The 24,248-nt window shown below is 63.0% G+C and carries 17 protein-coding genes and 1 pseudogene; 9 read left to right on the top strand and 9 right to left on the bottom strand.

What is annotated here, in order from left to right:
* The first annotated feature begins 52 nt into the window (after nt 1–52).
* Nucleotides 53–676, top strand: coding sequence for a glutathione S-transferase (locus tag J9892_RS24110; RefSeq protein ID WP_198497965.1), 624 nt, complete (start codon nt 53–55; stop codon nt 674–676).
* Between the two features lie 72 nt (nt 677–748).
* Here J9892_RS24110 and maiA read toward each other — a convergent pair whose 3' ends face one another.
* The 6 genes from maiA to J9892_RS24080 all read right to left on the bottom strand — a co-directional run bounded on the left by maiA (nt 749) and on the right by J9892_RS24080 (nt 6,295).
* Nucleotides 749–1,387: a maleylacetoacetate isomerase gene (maiA, locus tag J9892_RS24105; protein ID WP_010675120.1), complete on the bottom strand. Its 639-nt coding sequence runs from the start codon at nt 1,385–1,387 to the stop codon at nt 749–751.
* Between the two features lie 69 nt (nt 1,388–1,456).
* Nucleotides 1,457–2,455, bottom strand: coding sequence for a fumarylacetoacetate hydrolase family protein (locus J9892_RS24100; RefSeq protein WP_010675121.1), 999 nt, complete (start codon nt 2,453–2,455; stop codon nt 1,457–1,459).
* Between the two features lie 10 nt (nt 2,456–2,465).
* A complete protein-coding gene (locus tag J9892_RS24095; protein WP_198497967.1) occupies nt 2,466–3,614 on the bottom strand; it encodes a homogentisate 1,2-dioxygenase in 1,149 nt (382 codons plus the stop codon).
* The gene (hppD, locus tag J9892_RS24090; protein ID WP_198497968.1) at nt 3,607–4,761 is read right to left on the bottom strand and encodes a 4-hydroxyphenylpyruvate dioxygenase; all 1,155 of its coding nucleotides are present in this window, start codon (nt 4,759–4,761) and stop codon (nt 3,607–3,609) included. Before hppD ends, J9892_RS24095 begins: the two co-directional genes overlap by 8 nt.
* A gap of 239 nt (nt 4,762–5,000) precedes the next feature.
* Nucleotides 5,001–5,654 (bottom strand): haloacid dehalogenase-like hydrolase, encoded by a 654-nt coding sequence (locus J9892_RS24085; RefSeq protein ID WP_210539167.1) that lies wholly within the window; start codon nt 5,652–5,654, stop codon nt 5,001–5,003.
* Nucleotides 5,651–6,295, bottom strand: coding sequence for a TIGR01621 family pseudouridine synthase (locus J9892_RS24080; RefSeq protein WP_113977541.1), 645 nt, complete (start codon nt 6,293–6,295; stop codon nt 5,651–5,653). Before J9892_RS24080 ends, J9892_RS24085 begins: the two co-directional genes overlap by 4 nt.
* Before the next feature lie 88 nt (nt 6,296–6,383).
* Here J9892_RS24080 and J9892_RS24075 point away from each other — a divergent pair.
* A pseudogene (locus tag J9892_RS24075) lies at nt 6,384–7,976 on the top strand (ABC transporter substrate-binding protein).
* Nucleotides 7,977–8,079: 103 nt separating this feature from the next.
* Here J9892_RS24075 and J9892_RS24070 read toward each other — a convergent pair.
* Nucleotides 8,080–9,633, bottom strand: coding sequence for a PAS domain-containing methyl-accepting chemotaxis protein (locus J9892_RS24070; protein ID WP_210539166.1), 1,554 nt, complete (start codon nt 9,631–9,633; stop codon nt 8,080–8,082).
* 382 nt (nt 9,634–10,015) lie between these two features.
* On the opposite strand from J9892_RS24070, the gene prpB reads away from it, so the two are divergent.
* From prpB to prpF, 4 genes are all read left to right on the top strand, one after another.
* On the top strand, nt 10,016–10,915 hold the full coding sequence (prpB, locus tag J9892_RS24065; protein ID WP_210539165.1) for a methylisocitrate lyase: 900 nt from the start codon (nt 10,016–10,018) through the stop codon (nt 10,913–10,915).
* Nucleotides 10,916–10,979: 64 nt separating this feature from the next.
* Entirely contained in the window at nt 10,980–12,137 is a 1,158-nt protein-coding gene (prpC, locus tag J9892_RS24060; protein ID WP_010675128.1) for a 2-methylcitrate synthase, read from the top strand.
* On the top strand, nt 12,137–14,755 hold the full coding sequence (gene acnD, locus J9892_RS24055; RefSeq protein WP_210539164.1) for a Fe/S-dependent 2-methylisocitrate dehydratase AcnD: 2,619 nt from the start codon (nt 12,137–12,139) through the stop codon (nt 14,753–14,755). The genes prpC and acnD overlap by 1 nt, the downstream gene beginning before the upstream one ends.
* Nucleotides 14,756–14,912: 157 nt before the next feature.
* Nucleotides 14,913–16,112 carry a 2-methylaconitate cis-trans isomerase PrpF gene (gene prpF, locus J9892_RS24050; RefSeq protein ID WP_210539163.1) on the top strand — a complete coding sequence of 400 codons (1,200 nt, stop codon included), beginning with the start codon at nt 14,913–14,915 and terminating at the stop codon, nt 16,110–16,112.
* Nucleotides 16,113–16,613: 501 nt separating this feature from the next.
* On the opposite strand, the gene J9892_RS24045 is transcribed toward prpF, so the two are convergent.
* Together J9892_RS24045 and J9892_RS24040 are read right to left on the bottom strand one after the other, a co-directional pair.
* On the bottom strand, nt 16,614–17,660 hold the full coding sequence (locus J9892_RS24045) for an alpha/beta hydrolase-fold protein (RefSeq protein ID WP_210539162.1): 1,047 nt from the start codon (nt 17,658–17,660) through the stop codon (nt 16,614–16,616).
* Nucleotides 17,661–17,757: 97 nt separating this feature from the next.
* Nucleotides 17,758–19,914: a TonB-dependent siderophore receptor gene (locus tag J9892_RS24040; protein ID WP_246876748.1), complete on the bottom strand. Its 2,157-nt coding sequence runs from the start codon at nt 19,912–19,914 to the stop codon at nt 17,758–17,760.
* 130 nt (nt 19,915–20,044) lie between these two features.
* Between J9892_RS24040 and J9892_RS24035 the strand changes: the two genes are divergently transcribed.
* The 3 genes from J9892_RS24035 (at nt 20,045) to yccS (ending at nt 24,209) form a co-directional block, all read left to right on the top strand.
* Nucleotides 20,045–20,983, top strand: a complete 939-nt coding sequence (locus J9892_RS24035) for an AraC family transcriptional regulator (protein ID WP_234823592.1) — start codon at nt 20,045–20,047, stop codon at nt 20,981–20,983.
* A gap of 163 nt (nt 20,984–21,146) precedes the next feature.
* Nucleotides 21,147–21,803, top strand: a complete 657-nt coding sequence (locus J9892_RS24030) for a Bax inhibitor-1/YccA family protein (RefSeq protein ID WP_010675134.1) — start codon at nt 21,147–21,149, stop codon at nt 21,801–21,803.
* Nucleotides 21,804–22,067: 264 nt separating this feature from the next.
* Nucleotides 22,068–24,209, top strand: a complete 2,142-nt coding sequence (yccS, locus tag J9892_RS24025) for a YccS family putative transporter (protein ID WP_113977526.1) — start codon at nt 22,068–22,070, stop codon at nt 24,207–24,209.
* Nucleotides 24,210–24,248: the final 39 nt, after the last annotated feature.

Raw genomic sequence — 24,248 nt, 5'->3', positions numbered from 1 at the left:
GGCATGTCTGCGACAAACAGGCCATCCATCACCCCGGACAAGGACGAAAAAGATGTTGCGAATACTGGGCAAGGCGTCGTCAATCAATGTGCGCAAGGTACTGTGGACCTGTGCCGAGCTCACCCTCCCGTTCGAACTGGAGGAGTGGGGATCCGGCTTCAAACCCACGGACACCCCGGCGTTTCTGGCGCTCAACCCCAATGCCATGGTGCCCGTCATTCAGGATGAGGATTTTACGCTGTGGGAGTCGAACACCATCATCCGCTACCTGGCGACGCGCCATGGTGCCAATGCACTCTATCCCGCCGAGGCGAGAGCCAGGGCCAGGGTCGATCAATGGATTGACTGGCAGGCATCGGACTTGAACACCGCCTGGCGCTACGCCTTCCTGTCGCTGGTGAGGCGCTCTCTCCAGCATCAAGACCATCAGGCCCTTCACGCAGCTTGCCTGCAGTGGTCTCACTGCATGGAGATCCTGGAGAGACAGCTTCAAACAACCGGAGGATATGTGGCTGGTCCGCACTTCTCGCTGGCAGACATTCCCATCGGGCTATCAGTCAACCGCTGGCTGGAGACGCCCTATGATCGCCCGTCGCTACCCGCCGTGGACGACTACTATCAGCGACTGAAAGAGCGGCCGGGGTTTCGACGCTATGGGGCCAATGGCACGCCCTGAGGCGAGCAAGATAACCTGGGCAAGGAAAGAGACGGCAGACCGGGCCAACGCGCTGGTCCGGTCTGCACAGCTTCAGGGCTGGGCATCCGGCTGATTGGCGGGGGCGGCCTTGATAAAGGCCTGCAACTGCTCGCAGTTGGCGACGATGCGCGCAATGGTGGGGTAGTCATCCAGGGTCATGTCGAAGCGGCGGGCGTTGTAGACCTGGGGCACCAGCATGCAGTCCGCCAGGGTAACCTCATTGCCCACGCAATAGATGCCGGCGGTGGTCATGAGAAGCTGCTCCAGCGCGGTGAAGGTCTCGTCTATCCAGTGGCGATACCAGGCATCCCGCGCCATCTTGCTCTGCCCCAACTCCTGCTCCAGGTAGTGCAGCACGCGCAGGTTGTTGAGGGGGTGGGTGTCACAGGCGATCATGTTGACTATCTGGCGCACCCGGGCGCGCTCGATGGGGGCGGAGGGCATCAGGGGGTAGGCGGGATAGGTCTCGTCGAGGTACTCCATGATGGCCACCGACTGACCCAGATGCACGTCATCGTCCACGAGAAACGGCACCAGCCCCTGGGGATTGACCCGGCGGTAGGCCTTCTCCTTCTGCTCACCCTGCCGCAAGTTGACCGGGTGCTGCTCATAATCGAGCCCCTTGAGTTGCAGTACTAAACGCACGCGAAAGCTGGCCGATGAGCGCCAATATCCAAACAACTGCAGCATAGTGTGTCCCTGTGGTGGCAGGTGTCTGCCACCTGCCGTGTCGCCCGCCCCTCCAGGGGTCGGGCTCTCCTAGCTCGCCCGCTCGGCCGTTGCTTGCGTGACCCGCTGCAAAATGGTGCCAAACAGACTCATCCCGTTGCGATCCTGCATCGCGATGGACACTGTATCACCAAAGCGCAGAAAGGGTGTAGTGGCTTGACCTGACTCGATAATTTCCAGCATCCGCCGCTCAGCAAGGCAGGAGGATCCCCGGCTTCTGTCGTAGTTGGATACGGTGCCCGAGCCGATGATGCAGCCCGCCCCGAGCGGCCTTGTCTTGGCGGCATGGGCAATCAGCTCATCAAAGTTGAAGGTCATGTCCACCCCGGCGTCGGGCTGCCCGAACAGGGCGCCGTTGAGGTGGGTCACCAGGGGCAGGTGGACCTTGCCATCGCGCCAGTCATCCCCCAGCTCGTCCGGGGTGATGGCCACCGGCGAGAAGCTGCTGGAGGGCTTGGACTGGAAGAAGCCGAAGCCCTTGGCAAGCTCCCCGGGGATGAGGTTGCGCAGGCTCACGTCGTTGACCAGCATCAAGAGCTTGATGTGACTCGCCGCCCCCTGCGAACGGGTGCCCATGGGCACGTCGTCGGTGATGACGGCCACTTCCGACTCAAAATCTATGCCCCACTCCTCGGAGCCCATCACGATGGGGCCACGGGGCGGCAGGAAGCTGTCAGAGCCTCCCTGATACATCAGGGGATCGTGCCAGAAGCTTTCTGGCATGTCGGCGCCGCGCGCCTTGCGCACCAGCTCCACGTGATTGACGTAGGCACTGCCGTCAATCCACTGGTAGGCGCGAGGCAGCGGGGAGAGGCACGCCTCCTCATCGAAGGGGAAGGCGTCGGGGCAGGCGCCCTCGTTGAGTCGCTGATAAACCTTCGCCAATTGCGGCGCCACTTCGCCCCACTGGTCGAGGGCCGACTGCAGGGTCGGGGCAATGGTCGTCACATGGACGGCGCGCGCCAGATCGCGGCTCACCACCACCAGGGCGCCGTCGCGCTTGCCATTGTTCAGGGTTGCCAATTTCATATCGAATTCCTTATTTGCCGAGCGTCTCTGGACGCTGCCAGCTGGTGACATAACCGGGGTATTCGACCCCTTCGCAGATCGGGCCGACGACCAGGGCATCACGGGTGTCGAGCATCACCGCCACCTCGTCGGTGAAGGTCTTGGCATGGGCCAGCCCCGCCGCAAAGGCCTTGGGATGGGGACCATGGGTGAAGCCGGCAGGGTGGAAGGTGACCATGCCCCGCTTGATGTTGTCCCGGCTGAAGAAGTCCCCGGCGTGGTAGAAGAGCACTTCGTCGAAGTCGTCATTGCTGTGGTAGAAAGGCACCCGCAGGGCACCTGGGTCGCTCTCGATGGGACGCGGCACGAAGGTGCAGATGACAAAACGGCTCGCCACGAAGGTGGAGTGGGCCGAGGGAGGCAGGTGGTAGCGGTGGCTCATCAGCGGGCGGATATCCCGCCAGTTGAGGCGCACCACGCACAAGTCCCCGTGCCACCCTTGTGCATCCAGCGGGTTGAACGGCCAGGTGACGACCGAGACCTGATCGTGGCGCTTGATCTGCAGCGACCAGGGGTTTTCATCCTGCTGGGCCAGGAAGCGCTCGTTGATGGCGGGCACGTCCAGGGCCGCCGGATCGAAGATGGCGTGATTGCCCACCAGTCCCTTGTCCGGCAGCTGATAACTGTCTTCCGTCGCCTCGATCATCAGGATGAAGAGGGGCGCGGTGGGCTCGATGCGCCACATGGTGCCACGGGGGATCACCACATAGTCGCCATCTCTCAAGATGAGGTGCCCGTAGTCGCAGTAGAACTCGCCGCTCCCCTCGTGAATGAACAGGAGCTCGTCGCCATCGGCGTTGCGCACCAGAAACGGCATGGGCTCATGCAGGCGCCAGATGCGGTAGCGGCAGTGGGGGTTGCTGAGAATATCCGGCATCACCCAGGGGGAGAGGGAGCTCACCTCCTCCTGCAGATCGTTCAAGTCAAACGCCCGTGGCCGAAGCGGCCCCTCCCAGTGGCTCCAGTCGGTGGGAGCATGCTTGTGGTGCATGTGGGTGGCCGGACCGAAGAAGCCCGAGCGCCCCAGCTCGCGCTCATAGATGGCCTGCTCCGGCAGATCGGCATGGGCCTGGCGGGAGTGGGTTCCCTCCCGATGGGGGAAGCTTATCCAGTTACGCATCGCTCGGTTCTCCATTTTTCTGGCCCTGAGCGGCACTGTTCACCTCCCCTTGCGTGGATCCGTCCAGCACGCCACGGCGGATCTGATCCAGCTCGATGGATTCGAACAATGCCTGGAAGTTGCCCTCACCAAAGCCCTCGTTGCCCTTGCGCTGGATGATCTCGAAGAACACGGGCCCGATGACGGTGTCGGTGAAGATCTGCAGCAGGATGCCGTCCTTCGTCGGCGAGCCGTCGATGAGGATGCGCAGCGTCTTCAGCGCCGCCAGATCCTCCTGATGACCCGCGACCCGGCTGTCCACCTTCTCGTAGTAGGTGTCCGGCGTCGGCATGAAGCCGGTTCCCCGCCCTCTGAGCGTGCGGATGGTGTGATAGATGTCGGCAGAGGCGAGCGCGATGTGCTGGATCCCCTCCCCCTTGTACTGACGCAGGTACTCCTCTATCTGGGACTTGTCGTCTGCCGACTCGTTGATGGGAATGCGAATTTTGCCGCAAGGGGCCGTCATGGCGCGCGAGTGCAGTCCGGTCAGCTTGCCCTCGATGTCGAAGTAGCGGATTTCCCGGAAATTGCCGATCCGCTCGTAGAAATTCGACCAGAGGTTCATGTTGCCGCGATGGACGTTGTGGGTCAGGTGGTCGATCTCATAGAGCCCCGCGTCCACCTCGGTCATGCGGGCCTGCCAGTCGGGGTAGAAGATAAAGTCCACGTCATAGATGGAGCCCCGCTCGCCATAGCGATCGACAAAGGAGAGGGTGCTCTCGCCGATACCGTAGATGGCGGGGATGTTGAGCTCCATGGGGCCGATTCTGCCCACAAACGGCTTGGCCCCCTGGCCAATGGCGTACTGCTGGGCACGGCCGGCATCGCTCACCCGAAACGCCATGCCGCACACGCTCGGACCATGGGCCCGGGCAAACTCCTCCGCCTGGGAGTGGGGCTCGGCATTGACCACGAAGTTGATGTCCCCCTGGCGATAGAGCCAGCACTGCTTGTGCCTGTGCTTGGCCACTTCGGCAAAGCCCAGTGAGACGAACAGCGCCTTGAGAGCCGCAATGCCCTTGAGATCCGGCGCCGTGTACTCGACGAACTCAAACCCGTCGGTGCCAAGGGGGTTGATGGTGTGAGTACGGGAAGAAGGGGTGGTCATGATGCGCTCCTTGCGATGAACTGATAACGAAACGGTTCACGCCGCAAGGGCTCGACAGGCAGCCCGCACGGCTTTGTTAACAACTTGTTTCATTAGAGTGGCGAGCGCAGGGAATGAGAAGGGGCGGCGTTCAGATAGTTTGGCGGGGATCCGCGCCAAAAAATGTAAATGAAATGTGACATGGCAGCCCCAACCTTGCACTGCGCTCGTTAGCGTCCCGCAAGGCTGTCAGCTTTGCCTTACAGCGACCAATAACGGGGTTCGATATGGGGCAGCACCGCCCTCGCCTTTAGCAATCGAGTCCTTTGCGGGTTGATGAGCCAGGCTTGCTCCCCCAACGCCAGCAGGGGCAGATCGTGCAGGCTGTCACTCAGGGTGAGTGCGGCCTCCAGGGTCAGGAGCTCGGGCAGCAGCTTGTGCCTGGCATGGCAATAGAAGCGCGGCACCAGGCCGCCGAAACGGTAACCCATCCGCGAGCCGATGATGCGGTGAGGGAGCCTTGGCAGTTGACGATGGAGCTGGGCACGGACCAGGGCGCGGGGACTGGCGGAGATGACCCAGCAGCGGTACCCCTCCCCCGTCAGGAGGGCTCGCGCCTCCCGATACAGACCGGGCCGGGTCAGGCTGTACTGCCGTATCAAGGCGCGCCAGGCCAGGGGGGATAGCCCGAGGGTGATGGTCCACCAGATGAGTGCAATGCCGCGACTGCGCTGACCTGGCAGCAGATAGATCACGGCACCAAACGCCATCAGTGGCCACAGCAGCAGCGGCCAGATACGGCGGCGCAAGATGAAACGCAGCAACCCTGCATGGCTGTCATCCGGCGCCAGGGTGTCATCGAAGTCGGCCAGGATCCAGCCGCGGGCTGAGACACTCGCAGTTGCAGCGCTCATTCGGTGAGTTCTGCGATGGCGGCATGCAACTCGGGCAGGAGGAACAGTGTCCCCTCATCGGGCGGACAGACGAGATCGAAACTCTCACCTGCCAGGGTGAAGGCGAGGCGCCAGGCGTGCAGATAACCGCGATCCGCCACCGTGCCGCCGTAACGCTCATCCCCGAGGATGGGGGCTCCCACGCTCTTCAAGGCCACCCGGATCTGATGGGTCTTGCCGGTCCGGGGCTTGATGCGATAAAGGCGCAGCCCCTCGCGCACCGAAACGGAGTCGAACCAGCTGATGGCCGGGTTATCCTGGGTGCGGCTCAGCATCCAGCTGCCGCCTCGCCCTTTCTCCATGTCCCCCTTCACCCAGCCCTGCTTCTTCTTCGGCTTGCGATCGGAGAGGGCCAGATACTGCTTGCTCACTTCCCGCGCCGCGAAAGCCATGCTGAGGGCGCGATTCGCTTCGGGGGTGCGGGCCAGCAGCACCAACCCAGAGGTCATCTTGTCCAGTCGATGGACCGGATAGAGGTCAAGACCGGTATCCATTCTGACCCGATTGACGAGACCCGGCTCGCCGGCATCATCGTGCATGCCAATGCCCGGACGCTTGTTGATCACCATGAAATCTTTGTGCTGCAATTGTATCCGGTACATGTATAACCCTTTAGAATGTTATTTGTTAACAACTTGAATGCAGGCCTGCAGGCCATCTTCATGGACCCTCAGCACAAGAATCGCACGAATGAAAAAATGCCTGTTTTGGCTGTTGTTGCTTGGCATCACTTGCTTCTCGCCCCTCCAGGCCAGTGAACGGACACGTGATCTGCCGGAGAAGGTGGTATTGCAGTTGCGCTGGCTGCATCAGCCCCAGTTTGTGGGCTATCACATGGCCAAGGCCAAGGGGTATTACGCCGACGCCGGTCTGGATGTCGAGATAAGGCCAGGTGGCAAGGGAATAAGTCCGGTTCAGGAGGTGCTGGCCGGACGCGCCGACTTTGGCGTCGGCAACACCGAGGTGCTGACCCACTACGCCCAGGGCAAGCCGCTGCTGGCGCTGGCCAGCGTCTACCAGCACTCTCCCTCCATCTTCCTGGCACGCCGCGACAGCGGCATTCTCACCGTTGCGGACATGCGTGGCAAACGGATCATGATGTTTCCGGGTCATCAGGATGCCGAACTGCTGGCCACCCTCTACTATCAGGGGCTTCACGAGCGCCAGCTCATCCCGGTACCCACTTCGGTCAACATCGACGATCTGATCGCCGGCCGGATAGACATCTTCAACGCCTATCTGAGCAATGAGCCCTTCTATCTGGAAGAGCGCGGCATCTCGGTGTCCGTCATCAACCCTCGCAACTACGGCATCGATTTCTACAGCGACATTCTCTTCACCACCCAGGCACAGGAGCGGCTTAATCCGGAGCGGGTGGCACGTTTTCGTGCAGCCAGCCTCAAGGGATGGCGCTATGCCCTCACCCACCCCGAGGAAGCCATCGCCCTGCTGCGCACAGAGTATGGCGTCAACCGCAGTCAGGCCCACATGGAATAAGAGTTGCAGATGAGCAAGGAGATGATCCAGCCGCTCTATGTGGAGATCGGGTATATGAATCCGGATCGCTTCGCTCACATCATGCAGCAGCTGGTGGAGATAGGCCTCCTTGCCAAACCGGTCTCCCTGACCCGTTTTCTCTATCAGGTTCCCTCAGAACAGTGGAGCTTCTGGCGTCCATGGTTCCTGCTGAGCCTGGGTGTTGGTGGTCTCATCCTGCTGCTCTCCCTCTATCTTCTGATGAGCAACAAGCGGCTCAACCAGGAAGTGGCCCTGCGCAAGCAGCGAGAGCAGGAGATACTGCAACTGGCCCGCCTCGATCCCCTTACCGGGCTGCCCAATCGTCTGAGCCTGATGGAGCAGTTGAAACACCAGGTACAAAGCGACAATCCGGGCTGCCTGCTGTTTTGCGATCTCAATGACTTCAAGCGCATCAACGACAACTTCGGCCACAGCCAGGGGGATGCCATCCTCTGCCAACTGGCCCGACGGATCCACGACGCCATCGGCCACCAGTGCTATTTTGCCCGCTTGGCAGGGGACGAGTTCATCCTGCTGCTGCCGGGCTACGATATCCGTCAGGCAGAGGAGGTCACCGCCGTGATCCGCCAGGCCATGCAGACCCCCTTCGTGGTCAATGACCAGCCGATGCAGGTGGGCATCAGCATCGGCGTCAGCCACTACCAGCATGACTGGAGCCCGGAGCAGTGGCTCATCCAGGCCGACAGGGCCATGTATTGTGACAAGGGTGGCCGCGTCATCACGCTGGCGGAGCAGTCCGGCTGACTGGTTCATCTCCCGGCACACAGAGCCGATACCCCCATGAAACCAATAAACAGGAAGGCCACCCCAGGGGTGGCCTTCCTGCATTGCATGAGTCTGACCGCTCTTACCCGAAGGTCTGCCCCAGGGATTTGAGCTGGCGAGCCTTGGTGAGCAGGATGTCGCTCGAGGCGTCCATGTCCTGCATCTTGTTGCTGTTGGTGTGGGAGTGCTGGGAGATGGCGTTGACGTTGCGGCTGATGTCCTCCACCACCACCTGCTGCTCCTCTGCCGCCGTCGAGATCTGGGCCGAGAGGTCCACCACCCGTTCTATTTCCGCCAGCACCTGATGCAGGCTCTCTGATCCCTGGCGGGTCAGGGTCACGCAGGATTGGGTCTGTTGCAGGTTCTGCTGCATCATGCCCTTCCAGCCGTTCAGGGTACGCTGGATCTGGCCTATGCTGCTCTGGATCTGCTCGGTCGCCTTGTGGGTGCGCGTGGAGAGGGTTCGCACCTCGTCCGCCACCACCGCAAAGCCTCGCCCCTGCTCCCCTGCCCGCGCCGCCTCGATGGCGGCGTTGAGCGCCAGCAGATTGGTCTGATCCGCAATGCCCTGGATCTCGCTCATCAGCACACCGATGCGGTCCGACTCCTCCGCCAGTGCCACGGCGGCCGTGAAGGCATGCTCTGCCTGGGTGGCCAGCTCCGTCACCCTGTGCTGGGTATCTTCCAGCTGCTGATCGGTGTGTTGGCAGTGCGCCTTGGCCTGGGCTATCTGGTTGTCCGTCTCCAGGATATTGCGGGCAATCTCGTGGGCTGTCGCCGCCATCTCGGTGATGGCCGTCGCCACCTGCTGGGTCTGGACATCCTGTTCGGCGATGTCGGCGCTCGCCTCGCTGGAGGCTGTTTTCAGATGCACCGCGAGATCCTGCAGGGAGAGGGTCGCATCGTCCACTCGTCCAAGGACGGTGCGGATCCTGGCCTGCAACAGCTTGATGTGGAAGTCTGCAATGGCACTGGCATCCTCCCCCGAATAGATGAGCCGGGTCAGGCTGTCATATTCGTCCGCGAGCTGTCGCAGATAACGGGGGGTAGTGATGAGGGTGTCACGATAGATCAGGGCCAGCCACAAGAGAGGCAACAGGGTGAACAACGGCCCCCAGGGCCCCATCAGATAGGCCCCCCCTGCCAGCATCAGCAAGACACCGATGATGGCCAGCCCGTGGCGCATCGGGCGCAGGCTCAATCCGCCCTTTCGCTCCCCCCGCTCCACGCTCTTCAATCTGGCATAGGTGCGCCCGGCCACGGCTTTCATCTCCGGCGCGGCGCGACTGCGGACCGACTGGTAGCCATTGATCCGCCCCTGCTCGAAGATAGGGGTGACATAGGCATCCACCCAATAGTAACGCCCATCCTTGCAGCGGTTTTTCACCATGCCGCGCCAGGGTTTGCCCTGCTTGAGCTTGCCCCAGAGGTCAGCAAAGGCAGCCTTGGGCATGTCCGGGTGGCGAACCATGTTGTGGTGCTGGCCGATGAGCTCAGCCCGGCTGTACCCCGCTACCCGGCAGAAGTGATCATTGGCGTAGGTGATCACACCCTGCAGGTCCGTAGTAGAGACCAGCTGTTCATTAGCAGGAAAATCCACCTCTTCGTCGATGAGATGAACCTGGCTTTTCTTCATGGCGCACACCCCTTGTTTGATCACCCACTGAGCGTAGCCAAACGCCTACGGGCAAGCAACGCAGAGACCCAGTCGGGGAGGATGGCTGAGACACAATTTGCATCCTGTTTGACGCCGCGCAAGATTATGACCCCAAAAGACCAGGTTTGGCCAAAAAACACTCGGCATTTTCCCAGGTTCACCTCTCTCCCACACGATGCATCACACCAAAAAATGGTTCCAACGAGTCTGTGTTACTGGTGTTACCAGGGGCCCGTCAGGGGAGAGCACACTTGATACGACCTTGGACCTAAGCATAATTGACGTTAACGTAAACGTAGTGTGAGATGATGCCTTTCACCCTACACATCCAGCAGACACGCACCCCATGAAAGGAGTCACCATGTCCAACCTCTCCCCCTCGGCCGGCAAGCGTTTTCGCACGGCCCTGGCCAACGAAAAGCCCCTGCAGATAGTCGGCACCATCAATGCCTACATGGCGCTGATGGCCGAGCGCAGCGGCTTCCAGGCCCTCTATCTCTCCGGCGCCGGGGTGGCGAACGCCTCCTATGGCCTGCCGGATCTCGGCATGACTTCCATGAATGACGTGCTCATCGATGCCGAACGCATCACTGCCGCCACCCAGGTGCCACTCTTGGTGGACATCGACACCGGCTGGGGGGGCGCCTTCAACATCGCCCGCACCATCCGCGCCTTCGAGCGCGGCGGTGTGGCCGCCGTCCACATGGAAGATCAGGTGGCCCAGAAGCGTTGCGGCCACAGGCCCAACAAGGCCGTGGTCAGCGTCACCGAGATGGTGGACAGGATCAAGGCGGCGGTGGATGCCCGCCAGGACGAGAGTTTCGTCATCATGGCCCGCACCGACGCCCTGTCGGTGGAAGGGCTGGGCTCGGCCCTGGAGCGCGCCGCCGCCTATGTGGAGGCGGGCGCCGACATGATCTTCGCCGAAGCGGTCACCGAGCTCGAGCAGTACGACCGTTTCAGGCAGGCGGCCGGGGTGCCGATCCTCGCCAACATGACCGAGTTCGGCAAGACCGAGCTGTTTGACAAGGAGGCGCTCGCCGCCCACGGCGTGGACATGGTGCTCTACCCCCTGAGCGCCGCCCGCGCCGCCAACCAGGCCGCCCTCAACGTCTATCAGACGCTTCGCCGCGACGGCCACCAGCGCGCCGTGGTCGACACCATGCAGACCCGGGAGTCCCTCTACGATTTTCTCGGTTACCACCACTACGAGCAGACCCTGGACAGGCTGTTCACCCAGGATCTTTCGACCAAGGAATAAGACGGCGACCGGCCGCCTTATGCTGGCGGCTGGCGCATCAACGGACTGAATGAGGAAACATGTGATGAGCGCCCTGCCCGAAACCACCGGCTTCAAGCCGAAGAAATCCGTCGCCCTTTCCGGCACCGCCGCCGGCAATACCGCCCTGTGCACCGTGGGCCTCAGCGGCAACGATCTGCACTACCGTGGCTACGACATCCTGGACGTAGCCACCAGCTGCGAGTTTGAAGAGATAGCCCACCTGCTGGTGCACGGCCACCTGCCCAATGTGGCGGAGCTCGCCGCCTACAAGGCCAAGCTCAAGGCCCTGCGCGGCCTGCCCACCGGGGTCAGGACCGCCCTGGAGCAGTTGCCTCCCTCCGCCCACCCCATGGACGTGATGCGCACCGCCGTCTCCGTGCTGGGGTGCCTGTCGCCGGAGAAGGACGATCACAACCACCCGGGCGCCCGCGACATCGCCGACAAGCTGATGGCCTGTCTCGGCTCCGTGTTGCTCTACTGGTACCACTTCAGTCACAACGGTAAACGCATCCATGTGGAGACCGACGACGACTCCATCGGCGGCCACTTCCTGCACCTGCTGCACGGGCACAAGCCACGCGACTCCTGGGTTCGCGCCATGCACACCTCCCTCATCCTCTACGCCGAGCACGAGTTCAACGCCTCCACCTTCACCGGCCGCGTCATCGCCGGCACCGGCTCGGACATGTACTCCTGCATCACGGGAGCCATCGGTGCCCTGCGCGGGCCCAAGCACGGGGGCGCCAACGAGGTGGCTTTCGAGATCCAGAAGCGCTACGAGAACCCGGACGAGGCGGAGGCCGACATTCGCGCCCGCATCGAGAAGAAGGAGGTGGTCATCGGCTTCGGCCACCCGGTCTACACCGTCTCCGATCCCCGCAACAAGGTGATCAAGGAGGTGGCGCGCGAGCTCAGCCAGGAGCAGCACAACACCAAGATGTTCGACATCGCCGAGCGGCTGGAGTCCACCATGTGGGAGGCCAAGAAGATGTTCCCGAACCTCGACTGGTTCAGCGCCGTCAGCTACCACATGATGGGGGTGCCCACCGCCATGTTCACCCCGCTGTTCGTCATCGCCCGCACCTCAGGCTGGTCGGCCCATGTCATCGAGCAACGCATCGACGGCAAGATCATCCGCCCGAGCGCCAACTACGTCGGCCCGGAGGATCTCCAGTTCGTGCCGCTCAAGGAGCGCAAGTGATGATCAACACGCAATATCGCAAGCCCCTGCCCGGCACACAGCTTGACTACTTCGACGCCCGGGAGGCGGTGAACGCCATCGCCCCCGGCGCCTGGGACAGGCTCTCCTACACCGCCCGCGTCCACGCCGAGAACCTGGTTCGCAAATGCGATCCGGCCATCCTCGGCGAGTGCCTCGGCCAGATAGTGCACAACAAGCGCGATCGCGACTTTCCCTGGTTCCCGGCCCGGGTGGTCTGCCACGACATCCTGGGGCAGACCGCCCTGGTGGACCTCGCTGGCCTTCGCGACGCCATCGCCGATCAGGGGGGCGATCCCGCCCAGGTGAACCCGGTCGTGCCGGTACAGCTCATCGTCGATCATTCCCTCGCCGTGGAGTGCGGCGGCTTCGACCCCGATGCGTTCGAGAAGAACCGCGCCATCGAGGATCGCCGCAACGAGGATCGCTTCCACTTCATCGACTGGACCAAGCAGGCGTTCAAGAACATCGAGGTGATCCCGCCAGGCAACGGCATCATGCACCAGATCAACCTGGAGAAGATGTCCCCCGTCATCCACGCGGACCGCGGTATTGCCTACCCGGACACCTGCGTCGGCACCGACAGCCACACCCCCCACGTGGATGCCCTGGGCGTCATCGCGGTGGGGGTGGGTGGGCTAGAGGCCGAGAATGTGATGCTGGGGCGCGCCTCCTGGATGCGGCTGCCTTCGATCGTCGGCGTGGAGCTCTCCGGCAAGCCGCAACCCGGCATCACCGCCACCGATCTGGTGCTCTCCCTCACCGAATTCCTGCGCCAGCAGAAGGTAGTCGGCGCCTACCTGGAGTTTCGTGGCGAGGGGGCCGCCGCCCTCACCCTCGGCGATCGGGCCACCATCTCCAACATGGCGCCGGAGTATGGCGCTACCGCGGCCATGTTCTTCATCGACCAGCAGACCATCGACTACCTCAAGCTCACTGGCCGTGACGACGAGCAGGTCAGGCTGGTGGAAACCTATGCCAGGGAGGCCGGTCTCTGGGCCGATGCCCTGGCGAGCGCCCAGTACGAGCGGGTGCTGCACTTTGACTTGTCGAGCGTGGTGCGCACCCTGGCGGGCCCCTCCAATCCCCACCGTCGCCTGCCGATCTCCGCCCTGGCGGAGCGCGGAATCGCCGTGGATTTGGACAAGGCCCGTGCCCAGGAGGCTGACGGCCTCTTGCCCGATGGCGCCGTCATCATCGCCGCCATCACCAGTTGCACCAACACCAGCAACCCGCGCAACGTGATTGCCGCAGGCCTGTTGGCCCGCAACGCCAACCGGCTCGGTCTGGTGCGCAAGCCCTGGGTCAAATCCTCCCTCGCCCCCGGCTCCAAGACAGTCGCCCTCTACTTGAAAGAGGCGGGACTGGACGAGGAACTTGAGCGGCTCGGCTTCGGCGTCGTGGCGTTTGCCTGCACCACCTGCAACGGCATGTCCGGTGCCCTGGATCCCGCCATCCAGCAGGAGATCATCGAGCGGGACCTCTACGCCACGGCGGTGCTCTCGGGCAACCGCAACTTCGACGGCCGCATCCATCCCTATGCCAAGCAGGCGTTTCTCGCCTCGCCACCCCTGGTGGTGGCCTACGCCATCGCCGGCACCATCCGTTTCGACATTGAAAAAGATGTGCTGGGGGTGGTGGACGGCAAGGAAATTCGCCTCAAGGATATCTGGCCGTCTGATGAAGAGATCGACGCCGTGGTCAAGGCGTCGGTCAAGCCGTCCCAGTTCCGCCAGGTCTATATCCCCATGTTCACCCAGGAAGAGGATCAGGGTCCCAAGGTGACGCCCCTGTACGACTGGCGTGCGCAGAGCACCTATATCCGTCGCCCGCCTTACTGGGAGGGGGCACTGGCGGGCGAGCGCACCCTGCGCGGCATGCGGCCCCTGGCGCTGTTGCCGGACAACATCACCACAGACCACCTCTCCCCTTCCAACGCCATCCTGCCCGGCAGCGCGGCGGGGGAATACCTGGCGAAGATGGGCCTGCCGGAGGAGGACTTCAACTCCTACGCCACCCACCGCGGCGATCACCTGACCGCCCAGCGCGCCACCTTCGCCAACCCCCAGCTGGTCAACGAGATGGCGGTGGTGAACGGCGTGGTGCAGAAGGGGTCCCTCGCCCGCGTCGAGCCGGATGGCAAAGTGATGCGGATGTGGGAAGCCATCGAGACCTACATGGCACGCAAGCAGCCCCTCATCATCGTGGCCGGTGCCGACTACGGTCAGGGCTCGTCCCGGGACTGGGCGGCCAAGGGGGTGCGCCTTGCCGGGGTGGAGGTGATCGCGGCGGAAGGCTTCGAGCGCATTCACCGCACCAACCTCATCGGCATGGGGGTGCTGCCGCTCGAGTTCAAACCGGGCACCACCCGCCTCACGCTGGGCCTCGATGGCACCGAGACCTATGACGTGGTGGGAGCACGCCAGCCGCGCACCGATCTCACTCTGGTGATCCGCCGTCGCAGCGGCGAAGTGATCCAGGTGCCCATGACCTGCCGCCTCGACACCGCCGAGGAGGTCTCGGTCTATGAGGCGGGCGGCGTGCTGCAACGCTTCGCCCAGGACTTCCTGGCGTCGACCGCGCAAAAGGCCGTGAGCTAAATCGCAACCCCGCTCCGCCCCTTTGAAAAAGGGGAAGGCATAAGGCACCCTCTCCCTTTGAGAGAGGGTTGGGGTGAGGGGACATCCCCCTTATCCGCCCTTCGGGCACCTTCTCCCAGAGGGAGCAGGATCCATGACTCTTTTTAGGACACTCTCTATGGCCCACATACCACAAGTAAAAATCCCGGCCACCTACGTTCGTGGCGGCACCAGCAAGGGGATCTTCTTTCGCTTATCTGACCTGCCCGAGCGCTGCCAGCAGCCGGGCCCGGCACGGGATGCCCTCTTCCTGCGGGTCATCGGCAGCCCCGACCCCTACGGCGCCCACATGGACGGCATGGGGGGGGCCACCTCCTCCACAGCCAAGTGCGTGATCCTCTCCAAAAGCCAGCAACCCGATCACGATGTGGACTACCTCTACGGCCAGGTCGCCATCGACAAGGCATTCGTGGACTGGAGCGGCAACTGCGGCAACCTCTCCACCGGCGCCGGGGCCTTCGCCATCCACGCCGGCCTGGTGGACCCGTCCCGCATCCCGGAGCACGGCACCTGTGAGGTGCGGATCTGGCAGGCCAATATCGGCAAGACCATCCTCGCCCACGTGCCGGTGACAAACGGCCAGGTGCAGGAGACAGGCGATTTCGAGCTGGACGGGGTGACCTTCCCCGCCGCCGAGATCGTGCTGGAGTTTCTCGACCCGTCCGACGAGGGTGAAGACGGCGGCGCCCTCTTCCCCACCGGCAATCTGGTGGACGATCTGGAGGTACCCGCGTCTGTTGTAAAGAGCGGCGTACTGAAAGCCACCCTGATCAGCGCCGGCATCCCCACGGTGTTCGTCAACGCCGAGGACATCGGTTATGAGGGCACCGAGCTGCGCGAGGCGATCAACACAGACCCGAAAGCGCTCGCCCGTTTCGAGGCGATCCGGGTTGCCGGTGCCCTGCGCATGGGGCTCATCAAGCGCCCCGAAGAGGCGGCTACTCGCCAGCACACCCCGAAAATTGCCTTCGTCGCACCCGCCAAGGATTACCGCACCGCCAGCGGCAAGGAGATTATTGCCGGCGAGATCGATCTGCTGGTGCGGGCCCTCTCCATGGGCAAGCTGCACCACGCCATGATGGGCACCTGCGCCGTGGCCATCGGCACGGCGGCGGCCATTCCCGGCACCCTCGTCAATCTGGCCGCCGGGGGCGGCGAGCGCGAAGCGGTGCGCTTTGGTCACCCCTCCGGCACCCTGAGAGTCGGAGCCCAGGCAGAGCAGGTAGCGGGACAGTGGACGGTCACCAAGGCAGTGATGTCCCGCTCCGCCCGCATCCTGATGGAAGGCTGGGTGCGGGTCCCTGGAGATGCCTTCTAGCCCGCTGCGGCATCACACCGACCAGGCCAGCCAGACGAAAAGAGCCCCAAGGCGACTGCCTCAGGGCACTTTTTTTGGATGTTTCAGGCTGTGAAAATCACATCATCATTGCGGTCTTGCCACACACTCCACCTTTCTTGGCACATTGTGCTTCGCGTCCCCGCCGATGAGCCGCTTGACCTGCCCTGGTGGGCAGCGACCGTCATCCACATAAGCGGTCTCCCCAAGGGGCAGCCAGCCTGGGGGCGGATCCTGACTCAGATAGGTGACGGGAATGGGCGTAGGCGCAAACCCACTGCACCCAGACATCAGGAGTGCGCTGCACCACAGGGCCAGCATGCCTCCCCTCTTTCCTGCAACCGCCATCGCTCACTCCCTGCCTCTGTCGGGGCACCGACCCGGCGCCCCTCGTTTCGGCAGTCTACCCAGGGATGGCGCCGGACCGACACCCGTCTCCGGCGCCGTTGTGACGATTCCAGACACAGGCAAAAATATCGGCTTTCACGGCTTCGACCCGTAGTAGTGGGCCAGCAGGGCATCGGCCTCGTCCACGGGGATCGCCATCTGCGGCCAGCGCGCGGCCTTCTCCCTGATGTCCCGCAGGCTCCCCAGCTCCGGGCGCAGTGCGCTGCCGAGGTGGCGGTTCAGGGCATCAAAGCGGGCGATCACCCCCTGTCGGCTCAAGTGCCCGGGCGCCAGATCCAGCCGGTAGCCCTGAAACAACCACTGGAGTCCCTGATAGACGGCGGGGTGATAGACGCTGTGATGATCCTCCTCCTCGAAGTAGCGGCTGGTGACGTACAGGTTTGCGCCGGGTGCCCCCACTACCCGCCGCGCAAACTGCTGCAGGCGATCCCGGTGAAACGCCGAGCGCCCGAATCCCGGGGTGAAGGGGTTGTTGGCCACCGCGATAAACAGCGAGGAGGCGTGCTTGAGCGGCCCGGTCAACTCCGACGCGATGCGCTCGTAATTGCGGGGATAGTCGAACCAGAGGCTGGCGTCGATGGCGATCCCCCCCTGGAACTGGCCGCCGTCTTGCGCCTGTGCATCGAACGCCAGCAGGCCGCCGAGGGAGTGACCCACCAGCAGGGCCGGCGCCTGGGTCCGAAACCTCTCCTCGATGAGGGGGCGCAGTTCCTCACTCAGATAGCGCAGGAACCGGGGCCCGCCCCCCGTCACGGCATAGCCGGGCCCCGCCGGTGCCCCATTGGGCAAGGTCATGGTGTGGCTCGGGGTGTAATCCCGCATCCGGTCGGTGTTGTGCACCGCGACGATGATGAGGGGGGGAATCGCCGGATTGAGCCCGGCCCGCAGGGCCCGGGTGATGCCGACAACCTCCAGCAAACTCTTCTCCCCGTCGAGCAGATAGAGCACGGGGAACCGAGCCCCGGGCTCGCGTTCATATTCCTGGGGCAGGGAGACGCTGTATTGCCGCGTCTCCCCCAGCAGGGCCGAATGGTGGGTGAAGCGCTGGGCGTAGTGGAGCATGTCTGCCTGGGCAGAAGAGAGTGTGATCATGGTGAGCAGCAGGATGATGAGTCTTGTCATTGGATGAACCAGGATTGTGTCGCCAGCCTTGGGGATCCCTCGTAGGGCGGCGCACAGAGACGACAGCAGGGCCCGCAGGCCCTGCTGTCGTCGGTCGTTACAGCTTGTAGGTGAAGCCTGCCATCAGGTTCGCCGGCTCGCCGTACATGTTGAAGGTGCTGGTGGAGCCGACCCGGTAGAAGTACTCCCGGTCGAGCAGGTTGTAGAGGTTCAGGGTCGCCTGCATTCTGTCGTTGATCTCGTAACGCACCGCCGCATCGAACAGGGCATAGCCCCCCTGATGGGTCTCGACCCCCTTCTGGTTGAAGCCGTAGTCGCTCACCGCCGTCATGCCTGCCCCGAGGTGCAGCCCCTGCACCCAGTCGGCCAAGTGGTAGTCGGTCCAGAGGGAGAGGGCGTGACGGGGGATGGTGTCGAATTTCGGGTTGTGATCCCCCGCCTTCTCCTCGATGTCGGTCAAGGTATAGCCGGCCATCACCATCCAGTTCTGGCTGAGATAGCCGCTCGCCTCCAGCTCCACCCCTTGCGTCTCCACCTTGCCGGTCGCCCAGTAGGTGTTGGTGATGGCGATGCCCTGATCGTCGTAGGCCTGGGCCGCGATGTTGTCGTCCTTCATCAGGAAGAGGGTCGCCCGGGTGTTGAGCAGGCCGTCACGCAGCGAGGACTTGATGCCGGTTTCCCACTGGCTGCCCTCCCGGGGCTTGAGCAGGTTGCCGCTCTCGTCCTGGCTGGTCTGGGGCTTGAACACCTTGGAGTAGCTGGCATACCAGGCGTGTTCGTCGCTCAGGTCATAGACGGCCCCCGCGTAGGGGGTGAGCTTGCCGTTGAACGTACCGGACTCGCCGCTCTGGACTCCGGAACTCAGGGTCGTGCTGACGGCATCCAGATCGTACCAGGAGACGCGGCCCCCGGTGATCACCGAGAGCGGCTCCAACAGACGCCAGGTCACCTTGCCGTACAGACCGAGCTCCGACTGCTCCTCATGATCATTCTTGGTGTAGCTGTAGTCCGGCTTGGCGACCCGGGTCGGGTCGAAATCGAACACATTGATCTTGCCGAGGTTGCGGTTGGTGTAGGTCTGGATGTCCGACTCGTAGCGCTTGTAGTCGGAGCCCAGCACAAACTCGCTCTTGTGCCCCAACAGATCGAACATCTGGCTGTAGTTGGCATCGAAGGCCATGTTCTTCTGCTGGTTCCCCTGGCCGTTGAACATCAGCCCGGTGTTGCCCGCCGCGTCCATGGGGCCGTTGGTGAAGGTCTGCTCCAGCCGCATGTCGTGATCCATGTAGCGGGCCGAGACCTGACCCACCCCGCCGTTGGCGAAGGCGTGCTGCAGCGAGGCCCCTACATCCGTGGTGTCGGCGTCGAAGAAGTCTTCAGCCGACCCCAGGTAGGTGCTGCGGCCGATGTCGAGCAGGGAGCCGTCCTTGTACGCCGGCAGGCCGTTGGTGGGCAGGATGTCCTTGGTCTGGTGCAGGGCGTAGACGGAGAGGCGGGTGCGATCCGAGAGATCGAACTCCAGGGTGCCGTAGTAGGTACCGTTGTCGTTGTTGTTGTAGTCCACCTGGTTCTTGATGTCGGCGTTGGCCACCACGACGCGACCGCGCAGGGAACCCTCGTCGTTGAGTGCGCCCCCCATGTCCGCCTCCAGGTAATGCCTGTCCCAGCTGCCATAGCGCGCCGTGACCGAGCCCTTGAAGGCGTCGGTCGGACGCTTGAGCACCATGTTGATCACGCCCCCCAGCTCGCTGATGCTGTTGAAGAGGCCGGAGGGGCCCCGCATGATCTCCACCCGATCCACCGCCGCCAGCGACGGCAGGGTGCCGTACTTGCTCTGCATGGGCGATGGCAGGCCGTTGAGGTTCACCTCGTCGTATTCATAGCCGCGGGAGAAGATGGAGGAGCGGCCGCTGTCGTTGACCAGGGTGCGCAGACCCGGCGTGAACTTGGCCAGATCGTCCACCGCCACGAAGTTGCGCTCCTCGATGTAGTCGTTGGTCAACACGGTGATCGACTGGGGGATGTCTTTGAGGGCCGCCGGCGTCTTGGTGCCGACGGTGGCCGAGTCGACCCCATAGCCTCCCGTCTCCTCCGACGGCGACATCCCGTAGAGTGGATTGCCATAGACGACCAGGGTTTCGTCCGGCTTGATGTCCGGTGTGTGTGCCCCTGCCGGGGCGGCAAAGGTGACGGCCAGAGCGGCAGAGATGGCCAGAGCCAGCGGGCTTCGCGCTTTATCCTTCAAGACAACCATAGTAACAGTGACCCCAAGATAGAGATGATAATCATTTTCATTTAATTTTCCGGGGGCTAATATATCACTCCATCTTCCGCCGCAGTTTTGCGGTGTGGTCATTTCACTCTTCGACATGGTCAAATTGCACATGACTGACACAGTGGCAAGGGACACCAGCGCACGCCAGCGAGGCCGTTTCACCGGCAGGGTGGAGAACCTGGTGATCCAGGAGGGTCTTCGCTTTCACAACAAGGACATCGTTCACAAGGCAGACTTCGCCACCGAGCGGGAGTTGCCGCCGCAGTTGATCATCGCCATTCCTCTCGAGAGCCGTGCCCTGATGACCTATGGCGCCACTCACAGGCTCAAGGGGTGCCGCTTCCATGAGTCCGACCCCATAGTGGCAACCGCCATCCTCTATACCGAGCCCGACATCGTGCAGGGGGCGGCCAAAGCCCAGGTGCGCAGCCGCAGCATCGTCCTCTCCCTGGACCACACCTGGCTCGCCCACAATCTGGCACAGGCGCATCGCAAGGCTTTCGCACAGACCTTCAGCCGCCACCTGAGCCGCGTCGACTGGACCCTGCCAGCTGCCCTTGGACAGATTGCGGAAGCGCTCAATCTCACCAGCAGCCAGAACGCCTCCGAGATGCTGATGCGCAAGGCCTTTGCCCTCAGTGTATGGGAGAGCCTGATGACCCACCTCCAGCAGGCCGCCTCCTCCTGTTGCCAGCGCCAGAACGAGCAACCGACGCGCCTCAAGATGCTGCTCAGGGATGAAAAAGTGGACGAGATGACCCTGACCGAGATCGCGGCCACCCTCGGCATGAGCGTCTCCACCTTGCAGCGGGCCGCAAAAAAAGAGCTGGGCATGAGCCTGCAGCGCTACCTTCGCCAGCGAAAGCTGCAAGAAGCGCGGGCCAGGCTGGAGGCGCGCAGCCTCTCTCTGCAAGGGGCCGCCGCCCACGCCGGCTATGACCATGTGGCCAATTTCATTACGGCGTTTAGAAAGCAGTTCGGCTTCTCGCCGACGCGGATCGCCAGACAGGGTAAAGAACAGGAGCAGGCGCCCTCTGCAACGCCTTGAGCCTCCTTGTTCATGCGCAATACATCTTTGCTCTGGGATAGTAGGCACCACGCAGGTGGGGTGGCGCTTGAAATCAGCGCTCGTCATCCACACATTCAGTGCATACAATGCGTTAACGAAGCACAAATGGTCGCTTCACCCCGGAAATCAAGAGGACATCAAGATGGATACCCGTTCTATCTACACTGGCACCCAGGGTGCCGTGCGCGACACCAACAAGGTGCTGCGCAACACCTACATGCTGCTCTCCCTCACTCTTGGCTTCTCAGCCGTGGTAGCCGGGGTAGCGACCGTCATGAACATGCCGCCCCTGCACTGGGCCGTGTTCCTCATCGGTGTCTACGGCCTGATGTTCCTGACCGAGAAGAACCGTGACAACGGCATGGGGCTGGTGTTCACCTTCGCCCTGACCGGCCTGCTGGGCTATAGCCTCGGCCCCATCATCAACATGTACATGAACAACGGCGGCGGCGAGATCGTGATGACGGCGCTGGGCGGTACTGCGCTCACCTTCTTCGGCCTGTCTGCCTATGCCCTGACCACCAAGCGGGATCTTTCCTTCCTCGGCGGCATGCTGTTCGTCGGGTTCTGGGTACTGCTGGTAGCCATGGTTGCCAATATCTTCCTGCAGATGAGCGCCCTGAGCCTGGCCCTGTCCGCCATGTTCATGCTCTTCTCCTCCGGCGCCATCCTGCTCACCACCCAGCAGATCGTGCGCGGCGGCGAGACCAACTACATCTCTGCCACCGTCACTCTGTATGTCTCCATCTACAACATCTTCCTGAGCCTGCTGAGCCTGCTTGGCGGCAACCGCAACTGATGGATGCTTAAGATGCACAAGACCCCGCTTCGGCGGGGTTTTTATTGGCGCCCATTTCTGTCAGGATAAGTTGCAAATCAAGGATATGAAGCGAAGTGGCCCTGATCCAAATCAGGGCCGTTTCGTTATCGACAGGTTATGCTGTCGCTTTCGTTTCGCTCAAGGGTTGCCTTCATCCCATGCCCATGGACTTCTCAGGTTTATTGCGCCGTCTGCTGACCGACAGCCACATCGATTTCACCTCGTTCAAGGGGGGTGCCTAGCATGCAGATGGATTTCTCCGGCCTGCTGCGCCGGCTGCTGACAGACAGCCACATCTATTTCGCCCTCAAGGTCCTGCTCGCCATCGCGGGGCTGCTCGCCTTCGCGCTGGCAACCGGTGACATCCAGCTCACCGTGCTGCTCTCCCTCGGGGTGGTGGCCGGCGCCATCGCCGAGACCGACGACAGCCTCTGGGGCCGGGTCAAGAACCTCGCCATGACCCTGCTCTGCTTCCTGTTCGCCTCATTGTGCGTGCAGTATCTCTTCCCCACCCCCTGGCTCTTTGCCATCGGGCTCGCGGGCTCCACCTTTATCTTCGTCATGGTGGGTGCCCTCGGCCAGCGCTACGCCACCATCAGCTTTGGTTCCCTGCTGATTGCCATCTACACCATGCTGGGGGCCGCCAAGGCGCCGGATCTCTTCTATCAGCCGCTGGCCCTGTGCGCCGGGGCCCTCTGGTACGGCCTGGTGTCCCTGGTCTGGCTCTGGCTGCTGCCCTACAAGACCCTGCACGAGCAACTGGCCCAGAGCTACTTCGCCCTCGCCCGCTACTTGCAGGAGAAATCCCGCTTCTTCCCGGCCGACGAACACGGCGCCCAGGCCATCCGCCACAATCTGGCCCAGCTCAACATCAACCTGGTCAATGCCCTGAACCAGGCCAAGACGGCGCTCAATGCCCGTCTTCATGCCCCCGGCCGCCACGGGGTTGCCCCCGAGCTCGCGGGCCTGCTGCGCCTCTACCTGCTTGCCCTGGAGATCCAGGAGCGGGCCACCTCCAGCCACTACCCCTACAGCAAGCTGGAAGCGGAGCTCAAGCAGGGCATCGTCCTCGACGGCTTCCAGGAGGTGCTGTCACAGCTTGCCGACGCCTGTCAGCAGCTTGGCTACGCCATCCTGGTGCACAAGCCCTACACCCACCACAAACGCATTCACTGGACCCTGGAGGCCCTCGGCGATCAGCTGGAGTTCACCCACCTCAAGCAGCACTACCCCAAGACCCTGCTGACACCGATGAAGTTCCTGCGTCGCAACCTGGCCAGCATCAACCAGTTGCTGCAAAGCGCCGAAGAGCTGCAAAACCCCGCCGCGCCGCCCACCAGCCTGCCTCCCCTGGCACGGCCGATCGCCCTGCCCCTGCTGGCATTGCTCAGGCAGAACCTGACCCCGAACTCCATGGTGTTTCGCCATGCCCTGCGGCTCTCCCTCGGGCTGGTAGTGGGCTATGGCATTCTGCAGGCGTTTCACCTGGACAAGGGGTACTGGATCCTGCTCACCGTATTGTTCGTCTGCCAGCCGAGCTACAGCGCCACCCGCCGTCGCCTGGTGCAGCGGATGCTCGGCACCTTTGCCGGTATCCTCATCGGCGTGCCCGTGCTCTGGTTCTTCCCCGAGCTGCACCTGCAACTGGGGATCATGGGGCTGGCCGCCTTCCTGTTTTTCACCCAGGTGCGCAGCAACTACAGCGCCGCCGTCTGCTTCATCACCCTCTACGTGCTGATGGCGTTCAACCTGCTGGATGGCATCGGCTTCGCCATCCTCGGACCCCGGCTGCTCGATACCCTACTCGGCTGCCTGCTTTCCTACGCCCTGGTGGCCTGGCTCTGGCCCGACTGGCAATACAAGCGGTTGCCGACCCTTATCGCCAACTCCCTGTCCGCCAATGCGAAGTACCTCTCGGCGGTGCTCGCCAGCCTGCATCGCCAACGGGATGAATCCCTGGACTACCGGGTGGCCCGCAAGTGTGCCCACCTCGCCGACAGCGAGCTGGCCATGGCCTGGCAGAGCATGCTGGTAGAGCCGAGCAAGCGCCGCCGCTTCCTGGATCTCTGCTTCACTCTCACCTGGCGCAACCATGCTCTGCTCTCCTATATCTCGGCGCTTGGGGCCCATCGCGACAAACTCGAGCCCATCGAGGGGCTGGAGGAGATAAGCCGCCACATCAGCCAGACCCTGGAGCAGGCCGCCGGTCACCTGGCGGGGGAGATGCCGACGCCGCTCGCGGGAGCCTGTCCAGCCATCGCTCCGGAGAGCAGCGAGGAGCAGCTGATGCTGAGCCAGCAGCTCACCCTCATCAGCCAGTTGGCAGACGAGCTGTTGGTGCTGGCCAACGACGGCCAGTTGCTGACAGGTCAGGGGCGAACCTAGCCGGACATAGCCGCCGGACCAGTCCCGCCCGAGGCAGGT

Origin of the sequence: Aeromonas sp. Prich7-2 (assembly GCF_017939255.1) — a bacterium.
GTDB lineage: Bacteria > Pseudomonadota > Gammaproteobacteria > Enterobacterales > Aeromonadaceae > Aeromonas > Aeromonas caviae.
The sequence above is the reverse complement of the archived record's forward strand: the minus strand, read 5'-3'. Positions and strand labels throughout refer to the sequence as shown.